General features: G+C 63.9%; 20 protein-coding genes, 1 tRNA gene and 1 other RNA gene. 11 read left to right on the top strand and 11 right to left on the bottom strand.

Annotated elements, in window-relative coordinates; translation table 11 throughout:
* Window positions 1-62 precede the first annotated feature (62 nt).
* The 5 genes from D8M36_RS08720 to D8M36_RS08700 are packed head-to-tail and all read left to right on the top strand — an operon-like array spanning window position 63 to window position 7,234.
* Window positions 63-3,254, top strand: coding sequence for an alpha-mannosidase (locus tag D8M36_RS08720; RefSeq protein ID WP_126848302.1), 3,192 nt, complete (start codon window positions 63-65; stop codon window positions 3,252-3,254).
* Entirely contained in the window at window positions 3,251-4,306 is a 1,056-nt protein-coding gene (locus tag D8M36_RS08715; protein ID WP_126848301.1) for an alkaline phosphatase family protein, read from the top strand. Before D8M36_RS08720 ends, D8M36_RS08715 begins: the two co-directional genes overlap by 4 nt.
* On the top strand, window positions 4,303-4,977 hold the full coding sequence (locus D8M36_RS08710; RefSeq protein ID WP_126848299.1) for an HAD family hydrolase: 675 nt from the start codon (window positions 4,303-4,305) through the stop codon (window positions 4,975-4,977). Before D8M36_RS08715 ends, D8M36_RS08710 begins: the two co-directional genes overlap by 4 nt.
* Complete coding sequence (locus tag D8M36_RS08705) at window positions 4,974-6,497, top strand: beta-N-acetylhexosaminidase (protein WP_082991013.1); 1,524 nt, start codon at window positions 4,974-4,976, stop codon at window positions 6,495-6,497. The genes D8M36_RS08710 and D8M36_RS08705 overlap by 4 nt, the downstream gene beginning before the upstream one ends.
* Window positions 6,498-6,556: 59 nt before the next feature.
* Window positions 6,557-7,234: a metal-dependent transcriptional regulator gene (locus tag D8M36_RS08700; protein ID WP_065247146.1), complete on the top strand. Its 678-nt coding sequence runs from the start codon at window positions 6,557-6,559 to the stop codon at window positions 7,232-7,234.
* Here D8M36_RS08700 and D8M36_RS08695 read toward each other — a convergent pair.
* From D8M36_RS08695 to D8M36_RS08660, 8 genes are all read right to left on the bottom strand, one after another.
* Window positions 7,218-8,084: a metal ABC transporter permease gene (locus D8M36_RS08695; protein WP_065247147.1), complete on the bottom strand. Its 867-nt coding sequence runs from the start codon at window positions 8,082-8,084 to the stop codon at window positions 7,218-7,220. The genes D8M36_RS08700 and D8M36_RS08695 overlap by 17 nt on opposite strands.
* Entirely contained in the window at window positions 8,081-9,013 is a 933-nt protein-coding gene (locus D8M36_RS08690) for a metal ABC transporter permease (RefSeq protein WP_055088895.1), read from the bottom strand. Before D8M36_RS08690 ends, D8M36_RS08695 begins: the two co-directional genes overlap by 4 nt.
* Window positions 9,010-9,738 carry a metal ABC transporter ATP-binding protein gene (locus tag D8M36_RS08685; RefSeq protein WP_051120618.1) on the bottom strand — a complete coding sequence of 243 codons (729 nt, stop codon included), beginning with the start codon at window positions 9,736-9,738 and terminating at the stop codon, window positions 9,010-9,012. The genes D8M36_RS08690 and D8M36_RS08685 overlap by 4 nt, the downstream gene beginning before the upstream one ends.
* 53 nt (window positions 9,739-9,791) lie before the next feature.
* The gene (locus D8M36_RS08680) at window positions 9,792-10,733 is read right to left on the bottom strand and encodes a metal ABC transporter substrate-binding protein (protein WP_126848297.1); all 942 of its coding nucleotides are present in this window, start codon (window positions 10,731-10,733) and stop codon (window positions 9,792-9,794) included.
* 528 nt (window positions 10,734-11,261) lie between these two features.
* Window positions 11,262-12,434, bottom strand: coding sequence for a hypothetical protein (locus D8M36_RS08675; RefSeq protein WP_126848296.1), 1,173 nt, complete (start codon window positions 12,432-12,434; stop codon window positions 11,262-11,264).
* 152 nt (window positions 12,435-12,586) lie between these two features.
* A tRNA-Ser gene (locus D8M36_RS08670) sits at window positions 12,587-12,671 on the bottom strand.
* Window positions 12,672-12,796: 125 nt separating this feature from the next.
* Entirely contained in the window at window positions 12,797-12,913 is a 117-nt protein-coding gene (locus D8M36_RS08665) for a methionine/alanine import family NSS transporter small subunit (protein ID WP_074298932.1), read from the bottom strand.
* Entirely contained in the window at window positions 12,910-14,700 is a 1,791-nt protein-coding gene (locus D8M36_RS08660; RefSeq protein ID WP_126848294.1) for a sodium-dependent transporter, read from the bottom strand. Before D8M36_RS08660 ends, D8M36_RS08665 begins: the two co-directional genes overlap by 4 nt.
* Before the next feature lie 177 nt (window positions 14,701-14,877).
* On the opposite strand from D8M36_RS08660, the gene ffs reads away from it, so the two are divergent.
* Window positions 14,878-14,973: signal recognition particle sRNA small type (gene ffs, locus D8M36_RS08655), an RNA gene on the top strand.
* A gap of 19 nt (window positions 14,974-14,992) precedes the next feature.
* Here the strand turns inward: ffs and D8M36_RS08650 are convergent.
* Window positions 14,993-15,583 (bottom strand): DUF421 domain-containing protein, encoded by a 591-nt coding sequence (locus tag D8M36_RS08650; RefSeq protein ID WP_126848292.1) that lies wholly within the window; start codon window positions 15,581-15,583, stop codon window positions 14,993-14,995.
* 59 nt (window positions 15,584-15,642) lie between these two features.
* On the opposite strand from D8M36_RS08650, the gene D8M36_RS08645 reads away from it, so the two are divergent.
* On the top strand, window positions 15,643-18,546 hold the full coding sequence (locus tag D8M36_RS08645; RefSeq protein ID WP_126848290.1) for a DNA polymerase III subunit gamma and tau: 2,904 nt from the start codon (window positions 15,643-15,645) through the stop codon (window positions 18,544-18,546).
* 207 nt (window positions 18,547-18,753) lie between these two features.
* On the opposite strand, the gene D8M36_RS08640 is transcribed toward D8M36_RS08645, so the two are convergent.
* Both D8M36_RS08640 and D8M36_RS08635 read right to left on the bottom strand, forming a co-directional pair.
* Window positions 18,754-20,259 carry an amidase gene (locus D8M36_RS08640; protein WP_126848288.1) on the bottom strand — a complete coding sequence of 502 codons (1,506 nt, stop codon included), beginning with the start codon at window positions 20,257-20,259 and terminating at the stop codon, window positions 18,754-18,756.
* A gap of 7 nt (window positions 20,260-20,266) precedes the next feature.
* A complete protein-coding gene (locus D8M36_RS08635; protein WP_126848286.1) occupies window positions 20,267-20,842 on the bottom strand; it encodes a hypothetical protein in 576 nt (191 codons plus the stop codon).
* 78 nt (window positions 20,843-20,920) lie between these two features.
* Here D8M36_RS08635 and recR point away from each other — a divergent pair, with 78 nt between their 5' ends.
* From recR to D8M36_RS08615, 4 genes are all read left to right on the top strand, one after another.
* Complete coding sequence (gene recR / locus D8M36_RS08630; protein WP_126848284.1) at window positions 20,921-21,514, top strand: recombination mediator RecR; 594 nt, start codon at window positions 20,921-20,923, stop codon at window positions 21,512-21,514.
* A 112-nt stretch (window positions 21,515-21,626) separates the two neighbouring features.
* Window positions 21,627-23,234 (top strand): hypothetical protein, encoded by a 1,608-nt coding sequence (locus D8M36_RS08625; RefSeq protein WP_126848282.1) that lies wholly within the window; start codon window positions 21,627-21,629, stop codon window positions 23,232-23,234.
* 112 nt (window positions 23,235-23,346) lie between these two features.
* Window positions 23,347-24,711 carry an aspartate kinase gene (locus D8M36_RS08620; protein WP_126848280.1) on the top strand — a complete coding sequence of 455 codons (1,365 nt, stop codon included), beginning with the start codon at window positions 23,347-23,349 and terminating at the stop codon, window positions 24,709-24,711.
* Between the two features lie 22 nt (window positions 24,712-24,733).
* Window positions 24,734-25,804: an aspartate-semialdehyde dehydrogenase gene (locus tag D8M36_RS08615; protein ID WP_126848278.1), complete on the top strand. Its 1,071-nt coding sequence runs from the start codon at window positions 24,734-24,736 to the stop codon at window positions 25,802-25,804.

Below are 25,804 nucleotides of genomic sequence, written 5' to 3'. Positions count from 1 at the left end.
CTGCGTGCGCGGTTTAGCTATGGTGCTGGCCGTGAAACGAGGGCGATGTTCTGGAGGGTGGAATGTTTGACGATTCAACGCTTGTGGAGGACCGCATCGAGCGTCTCCACGAGAGGCTGGGCAAGGAGCTCTTCAGGGTTCTCGCGCCCGTTCACGTCACCGCGTGGAAGGCGCCGGGTGAGCCCGTTGACTTTGCAACGGCGGCGGGCGCGAGCTATACCCCGATTGCCTCGGGGGATCGCTGGGGGCCGGCGTGGAGCACGTGGTGGTTCAAGCTTTCGGGCACGGTTCCCACCGAGGTGAAATCTGAGCGCGTGCAGCTGCGCGTGGACCTCGGCTTCGAGGGGGATTGGGCTGGCAATCAGTCCGAAGGCCTCGCCTACACCACCTCTGGCACGCCGCTCAAGGGCGTCAACCCCATGAATCGCCTCATCCCACTCACGGGCAAGGGTCTTCCCGAAACGATCGCGAAGGCGGGCGAGCGCCTTCTCGATGAGGGCGGCAACGTCGAGCTGCTCATTGAGGCGGGCGCGAACCCCAATATGGGTGACTACATGAACAACCCCACCGATCTCGGGGATCTCTCGACTCGCCCCGATAAACCCGTGTGGACGTTCGGTGGTGCTGACCTCGTGGTGCGCAACGAGAGCGTGTGGCACCTGTGGCTCGACATCGAAGTGCTCTGGGGCACCCTCAAAGAGCAGCCCAAAGACTCGACTCTCCGCGCGACCTTACTGCGCACGCTCGAAGAGGCGGCTGACATCGTCGATGCCGAGGGTATCCACGAGGGTGCCGACGCCGCCCGCGCCCACCTCGCGCCCGTGATCGCGAGTGGTGCCGGAGCCTCCGCCCAGGTGATGAGCGCCGTGGGGCACGCTCATATCGATTCCGCGTGGCTGTGGCCCTTGCGTGAAACGCGCCGCAAGGTCGCACGCACCTTCTCGAACGTCCTTGCCCTTGCCGAGGACTACCCCGAGTTCACGTTTGCGTGCACGTCGGCGCAGCATTACGCGTGGCTCAAGAGTGGAGCGCCGGCCCTTTTTGAACGCGTGAAGGACTCGATCGCGAAGGGCCAGTGGCACCCCGCGGGCGGCATGTGGGTCGAATCCGACACCAACCTCCCCGGTGGCGAAGCCCTCGTTCGACAGTTCACCGTGGGACTGAACTGGATGGAGCGCGAGCTCGGCGTTGCCCCCACGTGCACGTGGCTTCCCGACTCCTTCGGCTACACGGGGGCGCTCCCGCAGATTGCGCGCCTCAGTGGCATGACCACGTTCTTCACGCAAAAGCTCAATTGGAGCCAAACGAACACGCTCCCGCACCACACCTTCTGGTGGGAGGGGATCGACGGCACCCGCATCTTCACGCACTTCCCGCCCGTGGACTGCTACGACTCGATCGTGAGTCCCGAAGAGGTCTACAAGGCCGGACGCAACTTCAAGGAGAAGGGGCGCGCGAAGCGTTCACTCCTCCCATACGGCTACGGCGATGGTGGCGGCGGTCCCGTCGCGGAGATGGTCGAGCGCGCACGGCGTTTCGCCGATATGGAAGGGGCGCCGCGCCTCGAGTTCGATTCGCCCGACGGCTTCTTCGACAAGGCGCGCGAAGAGTACCCGAACGCTCCCGTGTGGAGTGGCGAAATGTACCTCGAGTTCCATCGCGGCGTGTACACGTCGAGCGCCGAGCTCAAGCGCGGCAATCGCGAAGTTGAAGCGAAGCTCGCCGTTCTCGAATGGCTCGGAGCCCTCGCGACCGAGCGCGGAATCGACTACCCGCTCGACGAGGTCGAAGAGCTGTGGCAGCGCGCCCTCCTTCTCCAGTTCCACGACATTCTGCCCGGCTCGTCGATCCACTGGGTCAACCGTGAGGCACGCGCCGAGTACGAGGCGCTGCGCACCGACATCGAACGCCTCATCGACTCGCTCTTCACCTCCCTCGCAGGTGAGCACAAGAGTCAGGTCGAGGTGCGCGAGGGCGGCCACGGTCAGGCCGCTGGGCTCGCGGGCTCCGAACCCACCGTTCTCAATCCCTCGCCCGTGGTTCGCCGCGAGGTGTGGGAGCATTCCGACGGCTGCTCGCTTATCGAGGTTGCTCCATTTTCCGCTGCACCTCTCTCCTCGGTTGAGGTGGAGCCGGAGAACCCCGTGACCTGTGAGGAGCGCGGGGGTGACATTGTGCTTGCCAACGGCCTCGTGGAGGTTGTGATCGACGAGAGCGGTCTCGTGTCGTCCCTTCGCGACCTCGAGGTAGGCGGCCGGGAGTTGCTTGCTCCGGAAGCGAAGGCGAACGCGCTCAGCATCCACCCGGACTTCCCGAGCTGCTTCGATGCGTGGGAGCTCCAGCACCAGTACAAGCGAAGCGAGACCGTGCTGAGCGAGGCACTCGAGGTGAAGGTCGTACGCGACACGCCTTGCACGTCATGCGTCGAGGTGCGCCGCGCGCACGGTGATTCTACGTTCACGCAGCGGATCACTCTCGAGGCCGATTCGCGCGCGGTCGATTTCGAGGTGCACGTCGATTGGCGCGAGAAGCATCGCGTTCTCCGCGTGGGCTTCCCGCTTGCGCTCAATGCCCGCACGGATCGTTCGGAGATCCAGTTCGGGCATATCGATCGTGCAATTGCGAAGAACACGTCGTGGCAGGAGGCGCAGTTCGAGGTAAGCGGCCACCGCTGGGCGCTCCTCGAGGAGCCCGGCTACGCGGTCGCATTCGCGAACTCGCAGACCTACGGTCATGACGTGCGCGTACTCGATGCGCCCGGCGCTGAGAGGCGCGGCGGCGTGGCGTTCGGCTACACGCTCTTGCGCTCCGCTACGGCGCCCGATCCCGAGGTCGATCTCGGTGAACATACGCTTCGCTACAGCCTTGTGTGCGACGCGGGCCTCGAGGAGGCGAACACCGCGGGCCTGCGCCTCACGCAGCCGCTTCGCGAAGCAACGCCCGGTTTCGAAGTCTCGCCCGTCGCAAGTATCGACCGCCACGAGGGCGACACGCTCGCCTTCATTGACGCCGTGAAGCCCGCCGACGATGGCTCGGGGGACCTCATCGTGCGCCTGCACGAAGCCGAGGGGCGCGCGGGCACAGCCCACGTGCGCTTCGCCACCGCGCCACGCGAGGTTCATGCAACGAACCTCCGCGAAACCGACACACCTGAGGCCGCGCCAGGCCTCACAGCATGCAGCGAGGATTCCTCGCTCTACGAAGTATCGATGCACGAATTCCAGATTGTGACCTTGAGGGTGGCACACGCATGAAACTCCTGCTTATTTGCCTCGATGGTGTGAGGGCCGATGTGGCCCTTCCCGAATTCGTGGCGGCCGATCCGCACTTCGCGAAGCCCGATCATGACGCGGATCCCCGATTCCGTGCCGTGAACGATGCGGGTGAGCCTGCCGTCGGACCGAACGACCCCCCGCTCGACCGCACCCTCCCGCTCGAGGAGGCCCCGAAGAACCTCGCGCCCACGCTCGCCCGGCTTGCACGCGGGGACGACCACTCGGGCGGGCGCATCACGCCCATGTGGATGACCCCGCCCACGGATTCCGCGCCCGGGTGGTCGTCGATCCTCACGGGTTCCACTCACGAGGAATGCAACGTGTGGTGGAACGAGTTCGTGGGGCATGACCTCGCGCGTCACCCCGACATCCTCTCGCGCGTGTACTTTGCGAACCCTGCCGCGCGCACACTCGCTGCGGCTACGTGGGAGGCATTTTGCGCCCCTCACGGGCTTGGGCCGCTTCTTCAGCACCGCATGGACCAGCAGCGCACGGGCCAGCACCAGACGTTCCACCCCGACCTCAACGACGGTCTGGACAGCGCAGACGATGACGTTGCGCACTGGGCGACGTGGAAGCTCCTGCACGAAGGTCCCGATGCGGCCGTCGTGTACTTCGAAGGTGTCGACGGTGCGGGTCACGCGCATGGCGCGGAATCGGATCAGTATCGCGAGGCGATTCGGCACGTTGACGAGCTCACGCGCCATCTCGTCAAGGCTGTCGCCGAGCGTTATGAACAGCTCGGCGAGGACTGGCTCGTCGCCGTCACGACCGATCACGGCCACAAACCCGAGGGCGGACACGGCGAGGATGAGGTCGAGGTGCGTCGCAGCTTCCTCATCACGCACCGTTTTGGTGCGCCTCTGCCCGAGGTGCTGACCTCGCGAGACGTGCTCCATAGCGAACAGGTCATGTGGGATCTCCTCGATGCCATGGGCGTGAGCCAGGGCAGCTACGACGCCGAAAACGTGGGGGTGCTCCGCGACATCGAGCAGGTGGGCCCCACGCGCAACCTCGCCTTCGAGTGGTGAAAGCGACCGTGGTGGAGGCACTTCCGGGCAAGGTTGCCGGCGTCATTTTCGACATGGACGACACGCTTTTTGATTCCGAAAAAGCGTGGCACGAGGCGGCCGCGGCTCTCTGGCGCGAGGCCGGTGGGGTTTTCCGCGGCCACGATGATCGCGGCGGCACCGTCGAGGATGTCGCCAATGACTACCTCGACGAATTCGGGTTCGAGGGCGCGCGCGAGGACCGGATGAAAGAGGTCTGTGCACGGCTCGAGGCCTCGATTCGCGAGCGGCTCGACGTCGACCTCGAGCCCATGCCCGGAGCCGACGCCCTCACGTCGCGCCTCGCGAATGTCGTGCCGCTCGCGATCGGCTCCAACTCGCCGCAGGTGATCGTTGAGCAATGTGTGAGCGCGATTGGCTGGCAAGACCGTTTCAAAGCTGCTCTCGGTGTCAATGAGGGCATGAACCCGAAGCCGGCCCCCGACCTCTACGTCGAAGCTGCAAGGCGTCTCGGCGTCGATCCACGCGACTGCGTCATCTTTGAGGACTCGCCCACGGGTGCCCGTGCCGCGGTCGCCGCGGGCGCCTTTGTCGTGACGATTGGCGAGGCTGCGCGCGGAATTGGCTCAGCGGCGGTCGATACGCTTGAACACGACCTGATCACCTCGTGGACACCGGAGAAGCTGACATGAGAACACTCATCCCCGAACCGACCACCGTGCGCGAAATGGGCGGCGAGTTTGCCCTTCCTTCGCCCCTCCCGATCGCGGGTGGTGGGAACGCCGCGGCGTACCTTGCCGAGCGCCTTGGTCGTGCCGCGGGCGTGCGCGTGAGCGAAGGTTCTGGAGGCATCGAGTTTGCCCACGATCCCTCGCTCGGCGAAGAGGCTTACCGCATGCGTGTGAGCACCGAGGGCATCCGCATCGAAAGCGCCGACGAGCGAGGTGCCGGATGGGCGGTGCAGACCCTGCTTCAGCTTCTGCCTCCAGCGATTTATTCGGCCGGACCCATGGAACCCACGTCGTTGGTGGTGCCGTGTGTCGAGATCGAGGATGCCCCGCGCTACCACTGGCGTGGCTCCCACATCGACGTGGCCCGCAACTTCCTTCCGCTCGAGGGCCTCTACAGGCACCTCGAGATGATGGCGATGCACAAGCTCAACGTTGTGCATCTCCACCTCACCGACGACCAGGGTTGGCGAATCCCCATCGAGGGCTTCCCGAAGCTCATCGAGAAGGGATCCACGCGCCCCGGGACCCTCGCGGGGCATCAGCCGCCTCCCGACGAAAACGACTGCGACGATGTTGCCGAGCATGACGGCATCGAATGCGGCGGTTACTACACGCGCGAGGAGATCACCGCTCTGGTGGAACGCGCGGGGATGCTCGGCATCCAGGTGGTCCCCGAGATCGACATGCCCGGTCACATGGAATCGGTCGTCGCTGCCTACCCCGAGCTCGGCTGCGTGCCGATCGAGCATCCGCGCACGTGCTGGGGCATCTCCGAGCACGTCCTCGCTCTCACTGACGAAGCCGTCGAGTTCTGCCGCGCCGTGCTCACGGATGTCGCCACCCTTTTCCCGGGCTCGCCGATCCACGTCGGTGGCGACGAATGCCCGGGCAAGGAATGGGTCGAACATGAGGCTTCGCGCGCAACAATGGAGCGCATTGGCGCTACGACCCCCGCCGAGGCGCAGGCCTGGTTCGAGAATGAAATTTGTACTCACGTTCTCGACATGGACCGCCGCGTGATCGCGTGGGACGAAGTTCTTGAGGGTGGCGTCCCGCAGGGAACGACCGTCATGGTGTGGCGAAAGTCCGAGGCGGTCGAAGAGGCACTGCGCGCGGGTCACGATGCGATCGCCGCCCCGACCGAATTCACCTATTTCGACTACCGCCAGCATGCGGGCGAGGATCATCCGCTCACGATCGGTGGGAACCTCCCGCTCAGCAAGGTCGCGGGCCTCAGCGACCTCCTCGATGCCGTGGGTGGCGAGGGTGAGGGGGCCTTGCTCGGCGCACAGTTCCAGCTGTGGAGCGAATACGTGCACGATTGGGCGAAGGCCGAATACCTGCTGTGGCCGCGCGGGTGTTCCGTTGCGCAGCAGCTGTGGTCCGGCTCGGCCGGCAACGCTCGCGAGCTCGCGACCATGGAGGAGCATCTTTCGCGCCTCACGGCACGCGGCCTCAACTGGTGCCGCACGGCTGAATAGCCTTTGATCGGCTCAGCCGTGAGCCGCTCATGAGAGTGCTGTGTTGCTACTGTGGTGGCGTGTCAGTAGAGAAGCTCTCCGGTAGCGTGCAGGATTACCTCAAGGCTGTGTGGGTTCTAGGCGAATGGTCGAACGAACCCGTGACGACCTCGAAGATTGCCGCGCGCGTGGGAGTTCGACCGGCAACGGCATCAGAGACCATTAAGAAACTGGCCGCACAGGCGCTCGTGGAGCATTCACCTTACGGGGCAATCACGCTCACGGAAGAAGGACGCTGCCTCGCCCTCGCTATGGTGCGCCGACATAGACTCATCGAGACCTTCCTTGTTGAAAAGCTTGGCTACGGGTGGGAGGAGGTGCATGCCGAAGCAGAAGTGCTTGAGCATGCGGTTTCCGACCTCATGGTGGAGAGAATCGACGCCGCTCTGGCGCACCCCACGCGAGACCCGCACGGTGATCCGATTCCAGGGCCCGACGGAAAACTTGAAACGATCCCCGCGTTCCAGCTCACAAAACTTGCGGCTGGGGAGTCGGCACGGGTGGAGCGAGTGTCGGATGCTGATCCAGCGCTTTTGCAGTTCCTCGCGGGGAAAGGGCTCACCTTTGGGTCGATCGTGCGTGCGCGCGAATCGGAGCCTTTCTCCGAGACGCTCGACCTTGAGGTCGACGGCGTGAAGGGGATAGCGACGCTCGGCAAGACTGCGACCGACGCTGTGTGGGTCACTGTTCTCGAATAGGAGGGCGACCCCGAGAAAGCGCCTTTCGGACGGCGAGTACGCAGAAAAAGATGAGGCCATAGACCACTGCCATGCCCGCACTCGTCGCCGCGCCGAGAACGTAGGCGAGCCAAAAACCCACAAGTGTGCCGAGCGTTGCGACGAGAGCGCTTCCGATGATCATTTCTCGAATGCTTCTGCACCACAGCCTCGCGGTCGCCGCGGGAACCACGACGAGGGCAAGCACGAGGACGGCTCCAGCTGCGTGGAAAGCGGCCGTCACGGTGAGCGATGTGAGAAACATGAAGACCACATTGATGGCTCCCGTGCGCACGCCGATTGATTGGGCGAATGCTGGATCGTAGGTCGTGACGGTCAATCGTGGGAACAACGCGGCGATTACGCCGATGTTAAGGGCGAGAACCGCGAGCATGACGTAGAGGTATTGCGGTCCAACGTCGATGCCGCCGATAGTGAGAGGGGTCCACGCGGCGAGATTGACATCGCCCACTAGAACCGCGTGCTCGTCAAGGTGGACATTGCCGAAATCGATCGAGATGAGAAGAACGCCGGCGCTGAAAAGAGCGGGAAACACAAGGCCCTGCGACGCATCTCCCGCGAGCAAACGCGTGCGTGAGAGTGCTTCGCTTCCGAGCACGACGAGGAGCCCCGCGCCTGCGGCGCCGACGATGAGCAGGGGAGAGGTAAGCGAGTGCGTCAGCGCATAGCCGATCACGACTCCCGGAAGAACCGCATGGCTCATACCATCGACCATCATCGAACTCTTGCGAAGTACGACGAAAACTCCGGGAAGGGCAGTAGCGAGTGCCGTCGTGACGGCTAGGGCACACGTACCAAGGATGAAGTTCACGGTTTCCTCCCTTGCCCGGGTGACGATCGAAAAGTGCGGCGCGTCGTCGAAGACGCGACCATGCGCGCAAGGATTCCACGTCGAGGGGCGCACAGGAGTGACACGACGAGAGCCCCGACGAGCACGAGAACGGTCACGGGTCCGCTCGGCAGTTCCCCGAGCGCGACAGATGCATAGGCGCCGAGGCTGCTTGCGCCCGCACCAACGAGAGCGGAGCAAAGTGTCATGGAGGAAAGCTCGCGGGTCCACTGGCGTGCGACCGCCGGAGGGGTCACAACGAAAGCCACCATGAGCACGAGCCCGACGGCTTTTACTCCCGCGACCGTGGCGATCGCGAGCATGGCGAACATGGCCGCATCGATCGCCTTGCCGTTCAGTCCGAGTACCGTGCAAAACTCCGGATCGAACGCGCGCAGCGAAAACTCTTTCCACAGGGCGAGCGTCACGAGGATTGCGCACCCGCCGACTATCGCGCTCGAGGTGATGTCGGCTTTCGTGAGCGTTGAGGCGTTACCGAAAAGAAACGCACCGATCCCACCCTTACCGGGGAGGGAACTTTTACTGATGAACTGAAGGAGCAGCATACCGGTGCCGAAAAAGAGCGAGAGCGTCGTGGCCATCGCTGCATCGATCGTGAGCGGTGTGCGAGACGCGACGATGTTCGCGACGAGATGCGCTGCCGTTCCGGTGACCGCCGCTCCTATGACGAGTAGAAGTGGCGAATGTATGAAGGCGCCCGGACCAAGCGTTGAAAAAAGGAAGGCGAGGAGAACCCCGGGGAGGGCTGAATGCGAGATGACGTCGCTCGCAAGCGACTGGTGGCGCACATAGGCGAAGCAGCCGAGCGCCCCAGCGATAGCCCCGATGAGGCTCGTCCCCACAAGGACGCTGCGGTAGGTGTAGACCGAAAGAAAATCGACGATGCTCACGAGTGACCTTCTTCGCGAGAGACGAGGGCGCGCGAGAGACATCCATCGAGGTCATACGCGCGCCGAATAGCCACGTCTGTGAGGGTGCGTTCCACGGGGCCCGACGCGATGAGTTCAGTATTGAGAATCGCAACGTCAGAGCAAAACTCCCGAACAGTCGCAAGATTGTGATGAACGAGCACAACGGTGCGCCCTTTCGACCGGAAGTCGGCAAGAACATCAAAGATTGCACGCTCGCTTCGCGCATCGACCCCTTGGAATGCTTCGTCGAGGATGAGGAGGTCTGGCTCTTGTACGAGGGCGCGGGCGAGAAAGACGCGTTGGCGCTGACCACCCGAGAGCTCATTAATGTGGCGTGTGCTCAGATCCTCGAGGCCGACCTGGCGAAGCGCCGCGAGCGCACGCTCACGCTCGCGGCGCCCCGGCCGGCGAAACCACCCGAGAGTGCCGTAGGTCCCCATTGTCACAACGGTGAGCGTGGTCGCGGGAAAGTCCCAATCGACGCTCAGAGATTGCGGCATGTACCCCACTCGCGAACGCGCCACGCGGAGGCTTTGTCCGAAAAACTCGGCCGTGCCCGTGAGGGGTGGAACGAGCCCAAGCATGGCTTTGAGCAGAGTGGATTTTCCCGCCCCGTTGGGCCCGACGATTGCCATGCAGGCGCCGCGTGCCACCTCGAGCGTGACACCTTTGAGGACGATATTTTCGCGGTAGGCGACTGTCATGTCGGTGACGCGACACGCGGGCGCGGCGACACTCTTAGCAGGGGGTTGCGCCGTCACTTCGCAAGCGCCTCCGCGACAGCGTCAACGTTGTGGGTGAAAGCTCCCAGGTACGTGTCGACCCCGGGTTCCGCTCCAAGGGAATCCGCGTACAGCTTGGCATCCGAGATCTTGACGTCCCACCCTTTCGCGTGCACGGCTTCTTGGAGACTCTTGATGGCCTGCGGGTTGGCCTGGTTGTCGAGGAAGATCGTGGGAACTTTCTTCGAGGCGATGAGGGCTGCAAGCTCGTCGATTTCCTTTGCGCTCCGCTTGGCTTCCGTCGAGATGAAATCGGTCGCGTGAACCTCGAGATCGAAATGCTTTCCGAAATAGTTGAAGGCGTCGTGTCCCGTCACGAGGATGCGGGGCGCATCGATCTTTGCGAGTTTTGCGTCGGCCTCACTCACTGCTGCGCGAATTTTTTCCTTGTATTTCTCGGCGTTCGCGCGATAGGTTTTTTCGTTTTTGGGGTCGGCCTCGGCGATCTTGTCGGCAACCGAGTCAACGGCGATGAGCCATGCTTCAGGGCTGTTCCAGATGTGCGGGTCATGGAGCGGGCGCCCTTTGTCGTCCTTTTCTGGCCACGGCAGGAGAAGCTTCTCGGGGATCTTCGAGCCGACAGCGAGTTGACGATCGCCGAAGCTTTCGAGCTGAGAGGTCATGTGGGCCTCGAGGTTCAAGCCGTTCCAGAAAACGAGGTCGGCGCTTCGCATTTTTTCGATGTCTTGGGTGGAGGGCTGGTAGGTGTGGGGATCCCCTCCGGGACCCACCATCGTCGTGATCTCGGCGTCTGGGGCGATGTTCGCGACGGCATCGGCGAGGTAGCCCGTCGTCGCGTACACGGAGAGTTTCTTGCCGTCGTCTTGGCGTGCGGTTTGGCCTGAGCAGCCTGTGAGTGCGAGCGCCATGGCAGCGAAGGCAACGACGGCAGCGCGTGCTGACTTTCGAAGGTTCACGTTATCCCTTTGATGCTGGAGTGAAGACGTGCCGAGCAGGCGTGCATCCGTGCACATCGGGCGTCGACCCGTCTCTCGCGCCCTATGACGCGAGAAAACCAGGATGCCCTAATAACGAAGTTAGGGCAACCTAAAACCGTGAGTGTTGTGTGTCACGAGAGCGCGGTCGAGCAAGGAAGATGCATCGTTATGCTCCCTCGCGCCTCGATTTAACCGTGGGTCGATTTCTCTCGATCAGCCGGGTGTCCTGGAGCGCTACGTATGGAGCATCGAAGGGGGTCCGCGTCGTGTTCGACGCCGACATAGTTCCCGAGGGGAGCTTCGTTGGATAATCCGTGTACAGGAGGCGGAGCTTGCGGCTTAGGCGCCAGAGAGTTTCCTCGCGATCCGGTCAAACGGGGTGAAATCCCCGGCGGGGGAGTGAAGCACCTCGGGGTGTGCGATTCCGACGGTAGCCAGGCAACCGTCGGAACCACATCAAGAGCTGACGCCGCCAGGCCCAGGCTCCCCGCTACGCCAGCCCAACATTTAGCCTTGCGTGTTCTTCGCGGCCTGTGCACGTGCCGCATCATGTGCGAGGGCAAAGGCATCGGTGGTACGCATGAAATCTCGTGCCCACTCCGCTCGTCTCGTGGCCGCACGTCGGTACTGACTGCGCTGAACCTTGTCCCCGGAAGTAGCAAACCCCTGCACGTTCTCGAGCCTCTCAAAGTGTTCCATGACCTTCGCGAAGGCATCATCGGGGGAGGCGAGAGCATGCGTGACGCTCTCACCGTTCTCGATTTCGTCGTACAGCCAGCGCCCCTGAGCGTTCCGAAGCGCCCACGCGGGGGCCCGGTCGCCAATCTCCCTGCGCAGGTACGCATCGGGTTCCTCGGCCACGGTGATGTCGATACGCGCATACCGATTGCGCACGGCGGGCGAGCAGCGGAAGAGACGGCTAATGTCCCGCGCGTCGAATCCGGAAAAGTAGGGAACCTGTCCTGCAAGGGAACCGTCGGACTGAATCAGGTGATTGAAGAGGTAACTCGCGCTCCCGATGTACAGGCGGTCGCTGCCGGAGGTTAACGGAGAGAGGTACTCCTCGACGTAGTACACGCACGAAAGGATGGCGGCCATGTCGGCGGCAATGGCCCGATCGAACTCTTCCGTACTTTCGGGGCGGAACTCCCACGTTGCACTTCCGTATTCCTTGTAAATCAGGGCGCGGAAAGCATCAACGGCTTCGTCGATTTCGCCCGTCACGCGTGGATCCCCTTCACCGGAATCTTTCGTCGAAAACCGATGCCTAACGTGCTTATCCGCGCGATCGGCAAACACGAGCTTCCACGTACCGCTTCCGTCGCTCCTTACGTTACGAAAGATCCCATACGAAACCGGTAAAACCCGACTCGTCGCCGTGGTCACCATGTTTACACCCTTAATTTCGCCCGGCTCGCTCCCCTCAAATTTCTCGTCGAGGTCATCTTTGAGGGACCGAAGGAAGCGATCGGGAGCCCCGCTCCTCGGCCGCACACGCCTCAGCTCACGAATGTGGAAACCCGAAATGTGGTCGATGACACTCTCGGAGCGCAACTCATCGAGATAGAGGCTTGCAGCAATCTTCGTGGGGAAGTGGTGTTCGGGCGGCTCCTGCGAGCACGCCTCTGCGCTCTGTGCGGTGCACTGTTGAATCTTGTCGAGCGGGGTAATGTGCCACATGCGGGACTCCGGGTGCCGGTCGTCGCTTCGTCGTGATTGATAGGGGCGCGCACCGAGTTTACGTACCGGTTCTGGTGGAACTGCGAGAGCCCCAGCGCGAAAAACGGGCACCGGCCCAACCATGAAGGCTGAGGCGGTGCCCGCTCAATCAGCGGAGGATAGGGGATTTGAACCCCTGAGGGCGTGAACCCAACACGCGTTCCAGGCGTGCGCCATAGGCCGCTAGGCGAATCCTCCAGTGGCTGCCGGCCGCGAAAAACTCGCGTGCACAAGGCAACGCACTCCAGTGTACCCAAAAAGCCCTGGGTGGCGCATGCGGAGATTGGCGGCAGTCGGCATAGAGGGGGCGAAGGTCACACGGCCTAGTCGTCTTCGGCGGAGAGGTCGGGGTGGCGAACGAGGTTGATGATCGCGGCGCCAAGCCCTCCCCACAGCATGAGCATCGAGACGATGAGCAGAGTGATCGCAGAGGCATTCATCGGTTCTTTCCCTTCGTGAAGAGGCGCGTGAAGAGGTTCTTTCCCTTCGTGAAGAGGCGCGTGAAGAGGCCGGCGCGCGCGGGGTCGTCATCTGCTCGCAGCTCGTGTGGGAACTGGGTGTCGGGCGCGGGGACCTCGAGGGGCTTGCCGCGCACGACCCCTTGGGCGATCGGGTCGCCATCGGAATCGAGCTTGCCGACATTGGAGGCTTTCGGCCACGGGATCCGGCTCATGATGAGGGCGAGAGCAACGAGCGCGGCCGCCATGCCCCATCCGAATGTGTTGACGAACCACGAGGGCATGCCGCCGTAGCCGTTCGTGAGGATTTCACGTGCATCCAAAACGAGGGTGATAGCGAGAATCACGGGAATGACGACCGACACCATGACGTACCAGAAATCGCCGACCTTGAACGAGCCGTACATGTTGAGGTGGTCGCGCAGAGCGGGAATGCCTCGAACGACGTAGGCGAGGATGAGTGTGCCAGCGAGGGCCGCGACCACGATGCCGAACGAGTTGACGAATTTATCGGAAACATCGAGCAGATTCAGGCCCGTCGTCGTGGAAAAAGCGAGGGTCGAGAGGATCGCCATGGGAATACCCACGGCGAGCGTGCCCTTGGTGCGGCTCAGGCCGAGTTTGTCTTGCACAGCCGCGATGATGACCTCGAGGATCGAGATGAGTGATGTGAAGCCCGCAAGCAGAAGCGAGCCAAAGAACAGCACCCCGATGAGCACCCCGAGCGGTGCCTCGTTGATGATCGCCGGGAAGGCGATGAAGGCGAGCCCGATGCCGTCGGTGGCAACGTCGGTGACCTGCTGGCCCGTGGAGGCCGCCATGAAGCCAAGTGCCGCGAAGACACCGATGCCCGCGAGGAGTTCAAAGCCCGAGTTGGAGAAGGCGACGACGAGCCCCGAGCCCGTGAGGTCGGTCTTCTTCTTGAGGTAGGAGGAGTAGGTGAGCATGATGCCGAACGCCACCGAGAGCGAATAGAAGATCTGCCCGTAAGCGGCGATCCACACCGATCCGTTCGTGAGTGCGCCCCAGTCGGGCGTGAAGAGTGCATCGAGGCCGAAGCCCGCGTTGGGGAGTGTCACGGCACGGAGCACGAGAATCAGGAACATCACGATGAGCAGCGGGATGAAGATCGTGCTTGAGCGGGCGATGCCTCCTTGCACGCCGAGCGCGAGGACGGCGACGCTCGCGACCCACACGATGATCATGGCGATCAGGATTTTCGGTACGAAGTCGAAGCCGATGCCGGTGGTTTCCGCCGGGACGGATGCGGTGAAGGACCCGAAGAATGAGCCTGGATCCTCACCCCAGGCCTTTGTGAAGCTGAAGATGAAGTACCACGCTGACCACGCGAGAATCGCCGCATAGTACGCCGCGATGACGACGCAGATCATGACCTGCCACCAGCCGATGGCCTCAACTTTGCGGTTCATGCGGCGCCACGCGAGCGGCGCGGAGCTGCGCCACCGGTGCCCAATCGCATAGTCGATAAAAAGAAGGGGGACCCCGGCTGTGAGCAGCGCGATCAGGTAGGGGATCATGAACGCGCCGCCGCCGTTTTCGTAGGCGGTGTAGGGGAAGCGCCAAATGTTGCCAAGCCCCACCGCTGAACCGATTGCCGCGAAAATGAAGGCGCTCCTGCCGGAGAACGCCCCTCGGTTTGCTCGTTGCTGCTGCTCGGGCGCAGCGTGGGCGGTCGACTGCACGCCCGCGGGCCGGCTCGTGCTCGGGGCCGACGGTTCCGCTCCCAAATGGTGGGAATGCTCGGTCATGGTGTTCTTTCCTTGGTTTTTCGCTCGCGTGGCGAGATCAGACTTCACAGTCTGGAGAAAGGGAGCGCCTCTGTCCACCGTCGTCCGCATAATGGCCGGGTCGGTCGGTGAGGCTCGGCTATGTCACAGAGGCCGACGGTGACTGTGCGAAAAATCCGGTGAGGCTGTATCGTTGTGGACGACTCCCCGTGTGGTGTTATCCATCGGAATCCCCCAGGGCTTGACGGCAGCAAGGGTACGAAGGCTCTGGCAGGTGCGCGGGGAGTCGTTTTATGCCGTCAGTGTGCGGGGGCTAGTCGAGCGAATCGTCTTCGGGAAGAACAAATTCCTGGCCCACGACTCCCGTGATGAGGAGGGGGTCAATAGTTTCTCCCTCGCGGATGACGCTAATGAAGCCGTTCGGCTCCATAATCGCGCACTGAACCTGGTTCCGGGTAGCGATGCCGGAGCGACGGAACGCGAATGCGAGGTCCTGGTCCGTGACGCGGGCCCGCCGCGCATAGTGCTCGATTTTCTTACCGTGCGCGAAGACGACGACGGGGCGTTTGTTGAGGCCAAGCGCGGGATATTTCGTCGATCGTGACAGCGCCGTGTTCAGCGCTCCAAAGATCACTTCCATGAGCACGAGGGTGACGAGCCCGATCACACCTGCGGCGAGTGTCGGTGGATGCCCGATCACGACGCGACCTGCGACCGCACCGAGCATGATGATGACCGCCGCGTCGAAGCTCGTGGAGCCCGTGAGAATGCGCGGCCCAAAAATGTGGATGAGCAGGTAGAAAACGAGGTAGATGACCACGGCGGAGAGGATCACGATGGGGATTCGCCACCATTCGATGCCGATCGCTGAGATCAATGCCGCGGTCCACTCCTCAATCGTCATGCCTCAAGCCTAGGCCACCCGACGAGAGCCGCGGTGCTCGCCTCCATTAGGCTGGTGTCGTGGCTACAGCTCTTTACCGTCGTTATCGCCCCGAGTCCTTCGCCGAAGTGATCGGCCAGGACCACGTCACCGAGCCGATCCGGCGCGCATTGAAGTCGGGCCGCATCGGGCACGCCTATTTGTTCTCCGGCCCCCGCGGCTGCGGCAAGACCACCTCGGCGCGCATCCTCGCCCGTTGTCTTAACTGCGCTGAAGGCCCCACCGATACGCCGTGCGGCACGTGCGATTCGTGCCGCGATCTCGCGCGAGATGGGGCGGGCAGCCTCGATGTCGTCGAGATTGACGCGGCGAGCCACGGTGGCGTTGACGATGCTCGTGACCTGCGTGAACGTGCAGTTTTCGCTCCGGTCCGCGACCGCTTCAAGGTCTTCATCATCGACGAGGCCCACATGGTCACCTCGGCCGGCTTCAACGCGCTCCTGAAACTCGTCGAGGAACCGCCCGAGCACGTCAAGTTTGTGTTTGCGACGACCGAACCGGACAAGGTGATCGGCACGATCCGGTCGCGTACACACCACTATCCGTTCCGCCTCATCCCGCCGCAGGTGCTCCTTCCCTATCTCGAAGAGATCTGTGCGCAGGAGGGCGTCGCCGTGGAGGATGGAGTCCTCTCTCTCGCCGTGCGCGCTGGCGGCGGCTCTGCCCGAGACACCTTGAGCGTGCTCGACCAGTTGATCGCGGGTTCCGATGAACGCGGCGTTGAACTGGAGGTTGCGACCAACCTGCTGGGATTCACCGATGTGGAGCTGCTCAATCGCGCGGTTGAGGCGATCGCTGAGCACGATGCCGCGACCCTGTTCGGTGTGCTTGACGAGGTGATCGGTTCAGGCCACGAGCCTCGACGTTTCGTTGAGGATCTGCTCGAACGCTTCCGCGACTTGATCGTTCTGGTTGCCGCTCCGGAGCGTGCCCGCGACCTTCTTCCCGATGTGCCGCTCGATCAGCTCGACCGGTTGAGCACCCAGGCCGAGCGCTTCGAACCGCGCACTCTTACGGACTTGGCGCAGATCGTGAGCGAGGCCCTCAACTCCATGGTGGGCGCCACGTCGCCGCGTCTGCACCTCGAGCTTCTCGCCGCCCGCCTCATCCTTGGCTCATCTGCAGGCACCGGCGCTGCAATGAGCGGGGCACACACGAACGCGAGCGGCACCGGCGGCTCGGCTCGCGGTGGTGCGCCGGGTGGGGCTACTCAGTCCGACGCTTCCCGGCAAACACTCTCGCCACGTCAGCGCGCCGTGCAGGTGGCACGCGAACAAGCGGCGGCGGCAGCGGGTCGCGACAGCGATCGAGAGTCGCAATCGCCGAAAGCCGAGGAGACCGCGTCGGCGCAACCCCAGTCGCAGTCGGCGCAACCCCAGTCGCAATCGCCGCAGCCTCAACCACAGTCGCCGCAGCCTCAGTCACAGCTGGAAAAGCCTCAGCCACGGCGGGAGGCAGCGAGCAGCAACGACGATTCGTGGGGCGACCTCGTGGCGACGCAACCGTCGGACTCCCTCAAGCCCGCCCCCGCCACCGCGCCACCGGCACCTTCCGCGCAGAGCGCCCCAACCCCGCAGGCCGCGTCGGCGAAGTCGGGAGTGAGCGTGAGCGATGTCGAGGGGCACTGGTCGGCGCTTATGGATACGCTTCAGACGCTCAAGCGTGCGTCCTGGGCGCTCATCGCCCAAAACGCGGGCCTTCACTCGTTTGATGGGTCAACCCTCGTGTTGAGTTTCCGCAGCCAGGGGCTCGTGAACGCGTTCTATCGAGGCCAGCACGCGCCGAATATGGCCGAAGCTCTGCGCCGCATCATGCGTGTGGACGTGACGGTCGAAGCTACTTCCGGTGAGGCGCCGCCGAGCGGCGGCCAAAGCACCGGCGGCGGTGGCCCTTCCCGCGGTGGCGCGCCCAGCGGCGGGATGCCGAACGGCGCTCCTGCGAATGGAGGGCGGCCGAGTGGGCAGCCCAGTCAGGGAGGGCCCGCACCGGGTGCGTCGTCGAGCTCGGCTCAGAGCGAGCGGTGGGGCGATGCGCTCAACACGTCGGCGCCGAGCCGGGTGCACGAAGCGGAAGCGAAGAATGCGCCCGCGCGGGGCGTGGAGAACTCTCGCGGTGGGCGAGGCGCCCTCGATGATGCGCCGCCGTTTGTGGACGACGAACCGCCATTCGACGAAGACGCACCGCCAGAGGACTGGACGCCAGCACCGGAACCCAAGGCTCCCGAATCGCCCGCTTCGGAAATTGCGACGCCGGAAAACCCGCGAGGCGCCCGTGAAATGCCGCGCGGCGTGACGGAGCCGGTGCGGATTCCGGCGCAACCCGGCGAAGGTGAGCCTCGCACGCACGGCCAGCAGGCTCTCGAACGCGCGATGCGGCAAGCCTTCGGTGAGGGCTTCGAGCCGGCAGCGACCCTCGTGGAAGAACCCGAGGCCAACGTGCCGGCGGGGCACGAGAAAGACCCTGCTCTCGAGAAAGCCCAGGCGGAGGTCGAGGCGGAGCACGCGGATGCGTGGTCCGGATCAGCATCGCCCGCTCCGGCGGGAGACGACGGCTGGGGGCTGGGCGAAGCGACGGGGGAGAAGGTCGAACCTGCCGCCGAGAAACGCGAGCTCAAGCGCGGCCCGGGACTAGGGCCAGCCGGTGCGCCCCGCCTCACGGGCGCCGCACTCGCACGCCAGGCACTCCATGAAGCACAGGCCAATCGCCACTCGGGCAGTGGTCGCAGCTACGGGGAGAACTCAAGCGCGTCGTCGGCGCAAGAAGCGCCCGCCGCCGAACCGCAAGGCTACGACGACCCGTTCCAGGGAGCGTCGCTCGATGATGAGGACGCTTCGTCCGTGGGATCGCAGCGTCGCCCTGGGCGCGACATCGTCGAGGAATTTCTCGGCGGCGAGGTGCTCGAGGTTATCGACGAGCAGCCCTGAGCTCTTCTGCCGCTACGGATGATGAAGAAAGTTCGGGTCAGGGGCCTGGTTGGGGGGTTGTGCCGGTAGTTTTTTCATGAAGTGTGGCGGCGAAGAAGCCAGAGTCGGTAGGAGCGGCAAAGTGTGACGGCGCGAGAGCCAGGGTCGGAACTGGAAACTGCGGCGGGGCAGTGCCGGGGCCGGTGCGAGCGGGGAATTTGGCGAGGCTCAGGGGGTGATCAGCGTGGGCCAGGGGTCGAGGGCTTCAAGCTGGGCGGCGATGCTCAGCAGCACTCCCTCGGCTCCGGGGCGCGTTCCCCCGAGGTGGACGCCCACGGGGAGCGTGACTCCCTCCACCACGGTGCGGTGAATCGGCACACTCATCGCGGCAAAGCCGTTCATGTTCCACACACTCGTAAACGGCGTGAAGCGCGACTGGAAGTCGAAGTCCTCGTGCGGATCGGGGGGAATCCGGTTGGCGAGCACGGGAGGCTCGGAGAGCATCGGCGTGAGGATCGCCTCGAAGTCCTGCCACGCCTCGGCCATGCGCCTCGTCAACTCTTGAATTCGCGCGAGGGCAGCGGCGTATTCGACCCCGCTCACGCCGGCGCCGATGCCGCGTAACCAGCGTGTCAGCGCTCCCACCCCCGCGGCTTTCTCTCCGACACGAGCATCGGCACTTCCGGCCGGACCGAAGGGCAACGGCAATGAGGCGGCGCCCACCGTCCACACGGGCATAAACGTTTGCCAATCCTCGGGCGTCATGGGAGCGGGGATCTCCACGACCGTGTGCCCGAGAGCGTCGAGTAGCGCCCGTGCTCGCTCGAGAGCCTCGAAAGAAGACGCTGCGAGCTCCACGTTCGCGACCATCGGCTCAGTGATGAGCCCGATCCGGAGCGGCGGCACCTCGCGGGCCTCAAGCGCGACGAGAGTATGTTCGACCGCCGAGAGCGCGCCGCAACCGCGAGTGTCCAATGCTCGAGCGCCGGCATACGCATCGCCGGGCCGTGTCCTCGCAATGAGGTCAATTCCGAGCGCAACATCAGCGACCGTTCGCGCGAGCATCCCGTGACGCGCAAGACCCGGCCCATCGAGCCCATGCGGGCCGGAGCTCACCGTGCCGCGCGAGGTCACCATGCCGAGTACGCCATTGCACGCCGCGGGCACACGCACGCTCCCGCCGGCATCATTGCCGTGAGCGAGCGGCGCGATACCGCTCGCGACAGCTGCTCCGGCACCGCCACTCGAACCACCGGCGGTGCGCCGCGTATCCCACGGGCTGCGCGCTGCCCCAAGCGGCGATTCGCTGAACACACTCATGCCGAATTCGCTCGTGGTCGTTTTCCCGATCGTGAGTGTCCCGGCATCCATGATGTCCTGGGCCACGCCATCGGTGTGTGTCGAGACGTTCCCGGCGAGAGCTGGAGAACCGGCCTCGAAGGGGAGACCCTCGACCTCGACGAGGTCCTTGAGCGGTACGGGAATGCCCGCGAGAAGCGGCGCCTTGAGGTCGTTTCCCGCACGGAGCATCTCCTCGGCGCGCTCGGCCTGCCTCCTTGAGAGATCATCGGCAAAGCACGAAAAAGCTCCGAGCTTCTCTCCTCGTTCGTGGGCGCGCTCAAGCACACGCTCAATGTGGACGCTCGGCGTGAGCTCCCCGTCGCGATAGGCGCGCGCGAGGCGCAATGCGCTGAAATCGAGCGGGTCTTCTTGAGTGCCGGCGCTCACCATCATCAACCTCTTAGTTCAGCGGGGCGAGAGGCGCGAAAAGGTCGGTGCGCGAGGTCATCACGACCGTATCGTTCTCGCCCACCGGGACCGACACTTCCCAAAACGGAGGCGTGGGCTCGAGCCCACGGTCGGTCAGTGTTGTCAGCAGGGCATTCCACGAGTCGTCGCGCGTGCTGTAGGGGCCGTTGTGGGAAAGAGCCGCGATGCGCCCCTCGGGCAGGGTAGCGGTGCGCGCCGCAAGGTCGGTGAAGGCTGAGGTGGCGTCGGACTCCACCGCGATTTCCTCCTCGAGCGGCGTTTCGATAGGGAAGCCGATCGCCACATCGCTTTTGGCGTGTGCGCTATCGATGCCGCCCACGCGGTAGAACACGACGACGAGATGCCCCGTGATCGCGGCCCCTTCGCGTTCGAGGGCCGGGGGAAGGGCCTCGGCAACCACGCGTGCACATTCTGCGAGAGCGTCCATCGCGAGATCGTTGACGCGGACGGCGGCGAGAGGCACGGAGGGCTGGTCGAGCACGGTCAGTGTCGAGTAGCCGCGGCCGTTTTCAACATCGCTTCCGCCGGGAGTCGTGTGGATGGTCATGGTGTGCTTTCGCGTTGAGAATAGGCGTGGGGCGAGTTTACGAGTTTATTTGTCTCACCCGTGCCATAGAGTTTAGGTGTGTTTCAGGGAATCGTGCAGGATCTGATCGACGAACTCGGGATGCTTCCCGGGGTGGGCCCCAAGTCGGCGCAGCGCATCGCGTTTTACGTGCTCGGTGCGGAAAGCGCGTCGATCGAGCGGCTGGCCTCGACCCTCACCGAGGTGAAAAGGCGCATCCGCTTTTGCGAGGTGTGCGGCAACATCGCGGAAGAAGAGCGTTGCGCGATCTGCCTCGACGAGCGCCGCAACGGTGAGCTTCTGTGCGTTGTGGAGGAGCCGCGCGATGTATTCGCGATCGAGCGTCTTCGCGAGTACCGGGGCCGCTACCACGTGCTCGGTGGGGCGATCGACCCCATCGGCGGGGTTGGCCCGGCGGATCTGCGCATTCAGGAGCTTCAGGATCGCGTCTCACAGGGAGGCATCACCGAAGTCATCCTTGCGTTGGACCCGAACGTTCAGGGCGAGGCCACGAGCACGTACATCGCGCGCACGCTTGCTGATTCCGGAGTCGAGGTCACTCGCCTCGCCTCGGGGTTGCCGGTTGGCGGGGATCTTGATTATGCGGACGAAATGACACTCGGGCGCGCGTTCGCGGGGCGCCGGGCGTTCTAGGGGGATCGATTCGATGGTGCAGGTCGTTCAACCGGGTGCGGCGCCACAGGGGGGAGTCGGGGGTCCGACGCCTCCTGGGCTCACCGCGCAGCCACTTCCTCCACTGCTCGGCTTGCCTGAGCCGGAAAAGCTGCCCACGGGGGATCAAGTGGTCGATCTTCCGGAAGAGGTTCTTTTCGAATCAGCGCAAGTGATGCGCACGAAGGCTCGCTGGAAGATCTGGGTGTGGATGGCCCTCGTCGGGGCCGCGTCGTGGGGAACCCTCGGCATGGTTTTTCTTGGCTCGCTCACGCCCCTGTTCATGTTCCTTCCTCTTTTCGCTCTTGCGGTGCCTGGCTTCGTCACCTCGCTTTTGAGCGGCCTCGGGGTTTCCCTGTGGGAAGTGCTGGTCGTGGCTTTGGGATCGGCGCCTTTTGGCGCGCTCGCGGGCCTCGGCGCGGCGGCACTTGGTTTGCGTTCCGCCGCGAGGCTTCGCCCCCGTGAGTACCTCACGGAGCAGCTGTTTCGGCGGGCGATTGGTTGGTCGTTTGCGAAGTGGCTTTTATGGCCGCAGCTCGCGGTGCTCGGGCTTTCAATGCTGCTCACGGCCCTTCCTGGCAATAGTTTTATGCTCGCCGATTTCTCCTACATCGTTGTCGCGGGCTATCTTTCGATGCTCGCCGTAGCGATCGTGAGTGTGCCGGTCGCGGGCGGGTGTGCCCGCGCGGCGAACCCTCTCGGGCTCCCGGGGTACAACGCACTTGAAGGAAAGCGGCAAGCGGCTGTGGGCACACCCAAGTTTGCCCAGTACACGCGCGTGATGTTTGCGCAGGATCGCCGGCATTTGCCGCGCAACAAACTTGTAGTGAACTCGCGCATGTTTCTCGAATCGTTCTGGACGATTCTTCGCTACCGCGCGTGGCAGATCGTGCTTTTTGCCGCTCTCCTCGCCCCGTTCTACTTCCTCTCCGATATCGCCCAGCTTTTCAGCAACATTGACGATCTGAAGCAGGTGAGCGACGCGACCGATTTCTCCCTCGTGACGCGTCTCGCCTTTGTTCTTCTCGTGATCGCGTGGGGGAGTGCCTTCGCGTGGCTTCCGCCTCTCGTGCTCTCGCTCTTCCACCTCATTCCCTCGTCAAAGCGAGGAGTTCGCGATCAGCGCACGTACCCCACGATCACCGAGCGACTCGCCGTGAACCGCTGGGAACGCGGAGTCGTGTGGGTGACGACCCTTGGCCTCGCGGCGATCGAGGCCACGTGTCTCCTCGTGTTCCTGATCGTGTTGAACGCTTCCGGTGATGCGGGCGGGGCGGGCAGCGTGCACATCATGGCCCTTGTGTTTGCCGGGTTCAGCGCGAGTGCGCTCGGCATGATCGCCACGTATCGCGCGATCGCGATTGACCTGCGCACGATCGTGTACGGCCCCGCGGGCTGGTACGCGCGCCGCGAAGTTCCCTTTGCGGCGATCGCTCCAAAGCGAGGAACCAGAGCAGACATGGCCGACGACCCGCGCGTGAGGGCGGCCCTGCGAGAGCGCCAAGCGATGGCCCTTGGCCTACCAAAAAATGCGAGCCTCGAGCAGATCGCGAAAATTGCCTCGCGCACTGGGGTCCTCCCCGATTTCGGGCTCGGTGAGCAACAGATGGTCCCCGCGACCATCGAGCCGCCAAAAGTGAAAGGCGAACACGATATTCCGGAAACTCTCGAGGAACTCCACGCGGGACGCCTCACACTGTGAGCCTCGCCGGGCGTGCTGCGCTCGCACCTGCGCGTCGGCCTGCCACAATGACATGAGCATTAATATTCATGCCACCTTCGCGGGAAACCGCGCATGAAAGGGAAACTCGCCCATGGCGCTTGTCGTTCAAAAGTTTGGCGGATCGTCCGTCGAGGATGCCGCTGCGATCAAGCGCGTCGCCTCACGCATCTCGATGTACGCCAAAGCGGGGCACGAGGTCGTTGTCGTCGTCTCAGCAATGGGGGACATGACCGACGAGCTCATCGATCTCGCCCATGAGGTCACGGCTCAGCCGCCTGCCCGCGAACTCGACATGCTGCTCACGGCCGGCGAGCGCATCTCTATGGCCGTGTTGTCGATGGCGCTCAATGCGAATGGCGTGAGTGCCCGCGCCTACACCGGGTCGCAGGCCGGGATGATCACCGATGAGCTTCACGGCGGCGCCCACATCATCGATGTGACACCGGGGCGAATTCGCACTGCACTCGATAACGGCCATGTCGCCATCGTTGCGGGATTCCAGGGCGTTTCGCGAACCACGAAGGAGATCACGACTCTTGGGCGAGGCGGAAGTGACACGACCGCGGTTGCCCTCGCGGCAGCGCTTGAGTCGGACGTGTGCGAGATTTACAGCGATGTGGACGGTGTTTTCACAGCGGATCCGCGCATCGTGCCGAGCGCGTGTCGCATTCCCGAAATCAGCTCGGAGGAAATGCTCGAAATGGCCGCGGGAGGTGCCAAGATCCTCGCGCTGCGGTGCGTGGAGTACGCTCGGCGCTTTGAGGTGCCGCTCCACGTGCGCTCGAGCTACAGCGGCCGGATCGGCACCGTGATTTGCGAGGATCCCGAACGCGATTTTCCCATCGACCCCGATATGACGAGGCACGGCGCCCTCAAGGCCGCCCACGCCGTTTCACCCACGAATGAGGAGGCCCCCGTGGCGTTCCAGACAGAGGGGAGCCACGAGGCTCCGCTGATTACGGGTATTGCCCACGATCGAAGCGAGGGGAAGGTGACCCTCGTTGAGGTCCCCGATACCCCCGGTAAGGCCGCTGCGGTGTTCGAGCTCGTTGCCTCGGTCGGGGCTCACGTCGACATGATTGTGCAAAATGTGTCGACTGTTGACGGGACGGTCGCCATCTCGTTCACGATCCCGGAGGCCCACGCTGAAGCGGCCACGCGCGCCCTCGAGGCGGCAAAGAAGGACATTGGCTACCGCGAGCTGCGCTACACGGACCAGATCGGGAAAGTGTCGGTGATCGGTGCGGGCATGAAGTCTAACCCTGGGGTTTCAGCGATGGCATTTCGTGCGCTCGCTAACGCAGGAATCAACATTTCGATGATCTCCACCTCGGAGATTCGCATCAGTATCGTGACGCGCGCCGATCAACTCGATCAGGCCGTACGCGAATTGCACACGGCTTTCGGCCTCGACGGTGAGGGCGAAGCTAAGGTTTACGCCGGAACGGGCCGCTGAGAGCGGACGGAAGGAGAAGGCCATGGGCGAGAAGGTTATGGACAAGGACCCTTCGGGGCCCGTCATTGCAGTCGTGGGAGCCACGGGTCAGGTCGGCCGCGTGATGCTCGCGCTCCTCGAGGAACGGCGCGTTCGCCACTCGAGGATTCGTGTGTTCGCCTCCGAGCGTTCTGCGGGTTCGCGTCTTCGCGTGAACGGTGAGGACCTCGTGGTGGAAAATGCCGAGAAAGCGGAGCTCGAGGGCGAGGGTAACCGTGTGGACATCGCGTTGATGAGCGCGGGCGGTGCGACGTCCAAGAAACTCGCGCCCGTGTTCGCGGCCGCGGGGGCGACCGTGATCGATAACAGCTCCGCGTGGCGCAAAGATCCGGAGGTTCCCCTTGTCGTTGCCGAGGTCAACGGCCAGTGCGCGGAGAACACCCCGAAGGGGATCATCGCGAACCCTAACTGTACGACCATGGCGGCGATGCCGGCGCTCAAGGCGCTCCACGAGCGCGCGGGACTTGAGCGGCTCACGGTGGCGACCTATCAGGCCGTCTCGGGAAGCGGCGTCAAGGGGGTAGAGGAACTCGCGAGCCAGGCCCGGGCACTGTCGGCCACCCTCGAAGAGCTTTCCCTTGACGGTAGCCTCGAGGCCGAGCCGGCCCCGAGTGTGTATCCCGCACCGATTGCCTTCAACGCCGTGCCGTTTGCGGGCGCTCTTGTGGAGGATGGCTCTCTTGAGACAGATGAGGAGCAAAAGCTTCGTCACGAGTCACGGCGCATTCTTGAGCTTCCGGAGCTACGCGTCTCCGGAACGTGCGTGCGCATCGGTGCGTTCACGGGGCACTCGCTCAGCATTCACGCTGAGTTCGAGCGGCCGATCAGCGTGGAAGAAGCGCAGGAAGCAGTGCGAGCCCAGGCAGGCGTCAACCTCGTTGATCTGCCCACGTCGCGCCTCGCGGCCGGGTGCGACGGCACGTTCGTGGGGCGCTTCCGCCGTGATCAGGCGGTCCCTGACGGTCGTGGACTCATCTTCTTCGTGTCCTCGGATAACCTGCGTAAAGGCGCGGCCCTCAACGCGGTGCAAATCTGCGAGCGCCTCGTGAGGTGA

Origin of the sequence: Dermabacter sp. HSID17554 (assembly GCF_003989295.1) — a bacterium.
Classification (GTDB): Bacteria; Actinomycetota; Actinomycetes; order Actinomycetales; family Dermabacteraceae; genus Dermabacter; species Dermabacter vaginalis.
Note: the sequence above shows the minus strand (reverse complement) of the source record. Positions and strands in the feature narration are given on the sequence as shown.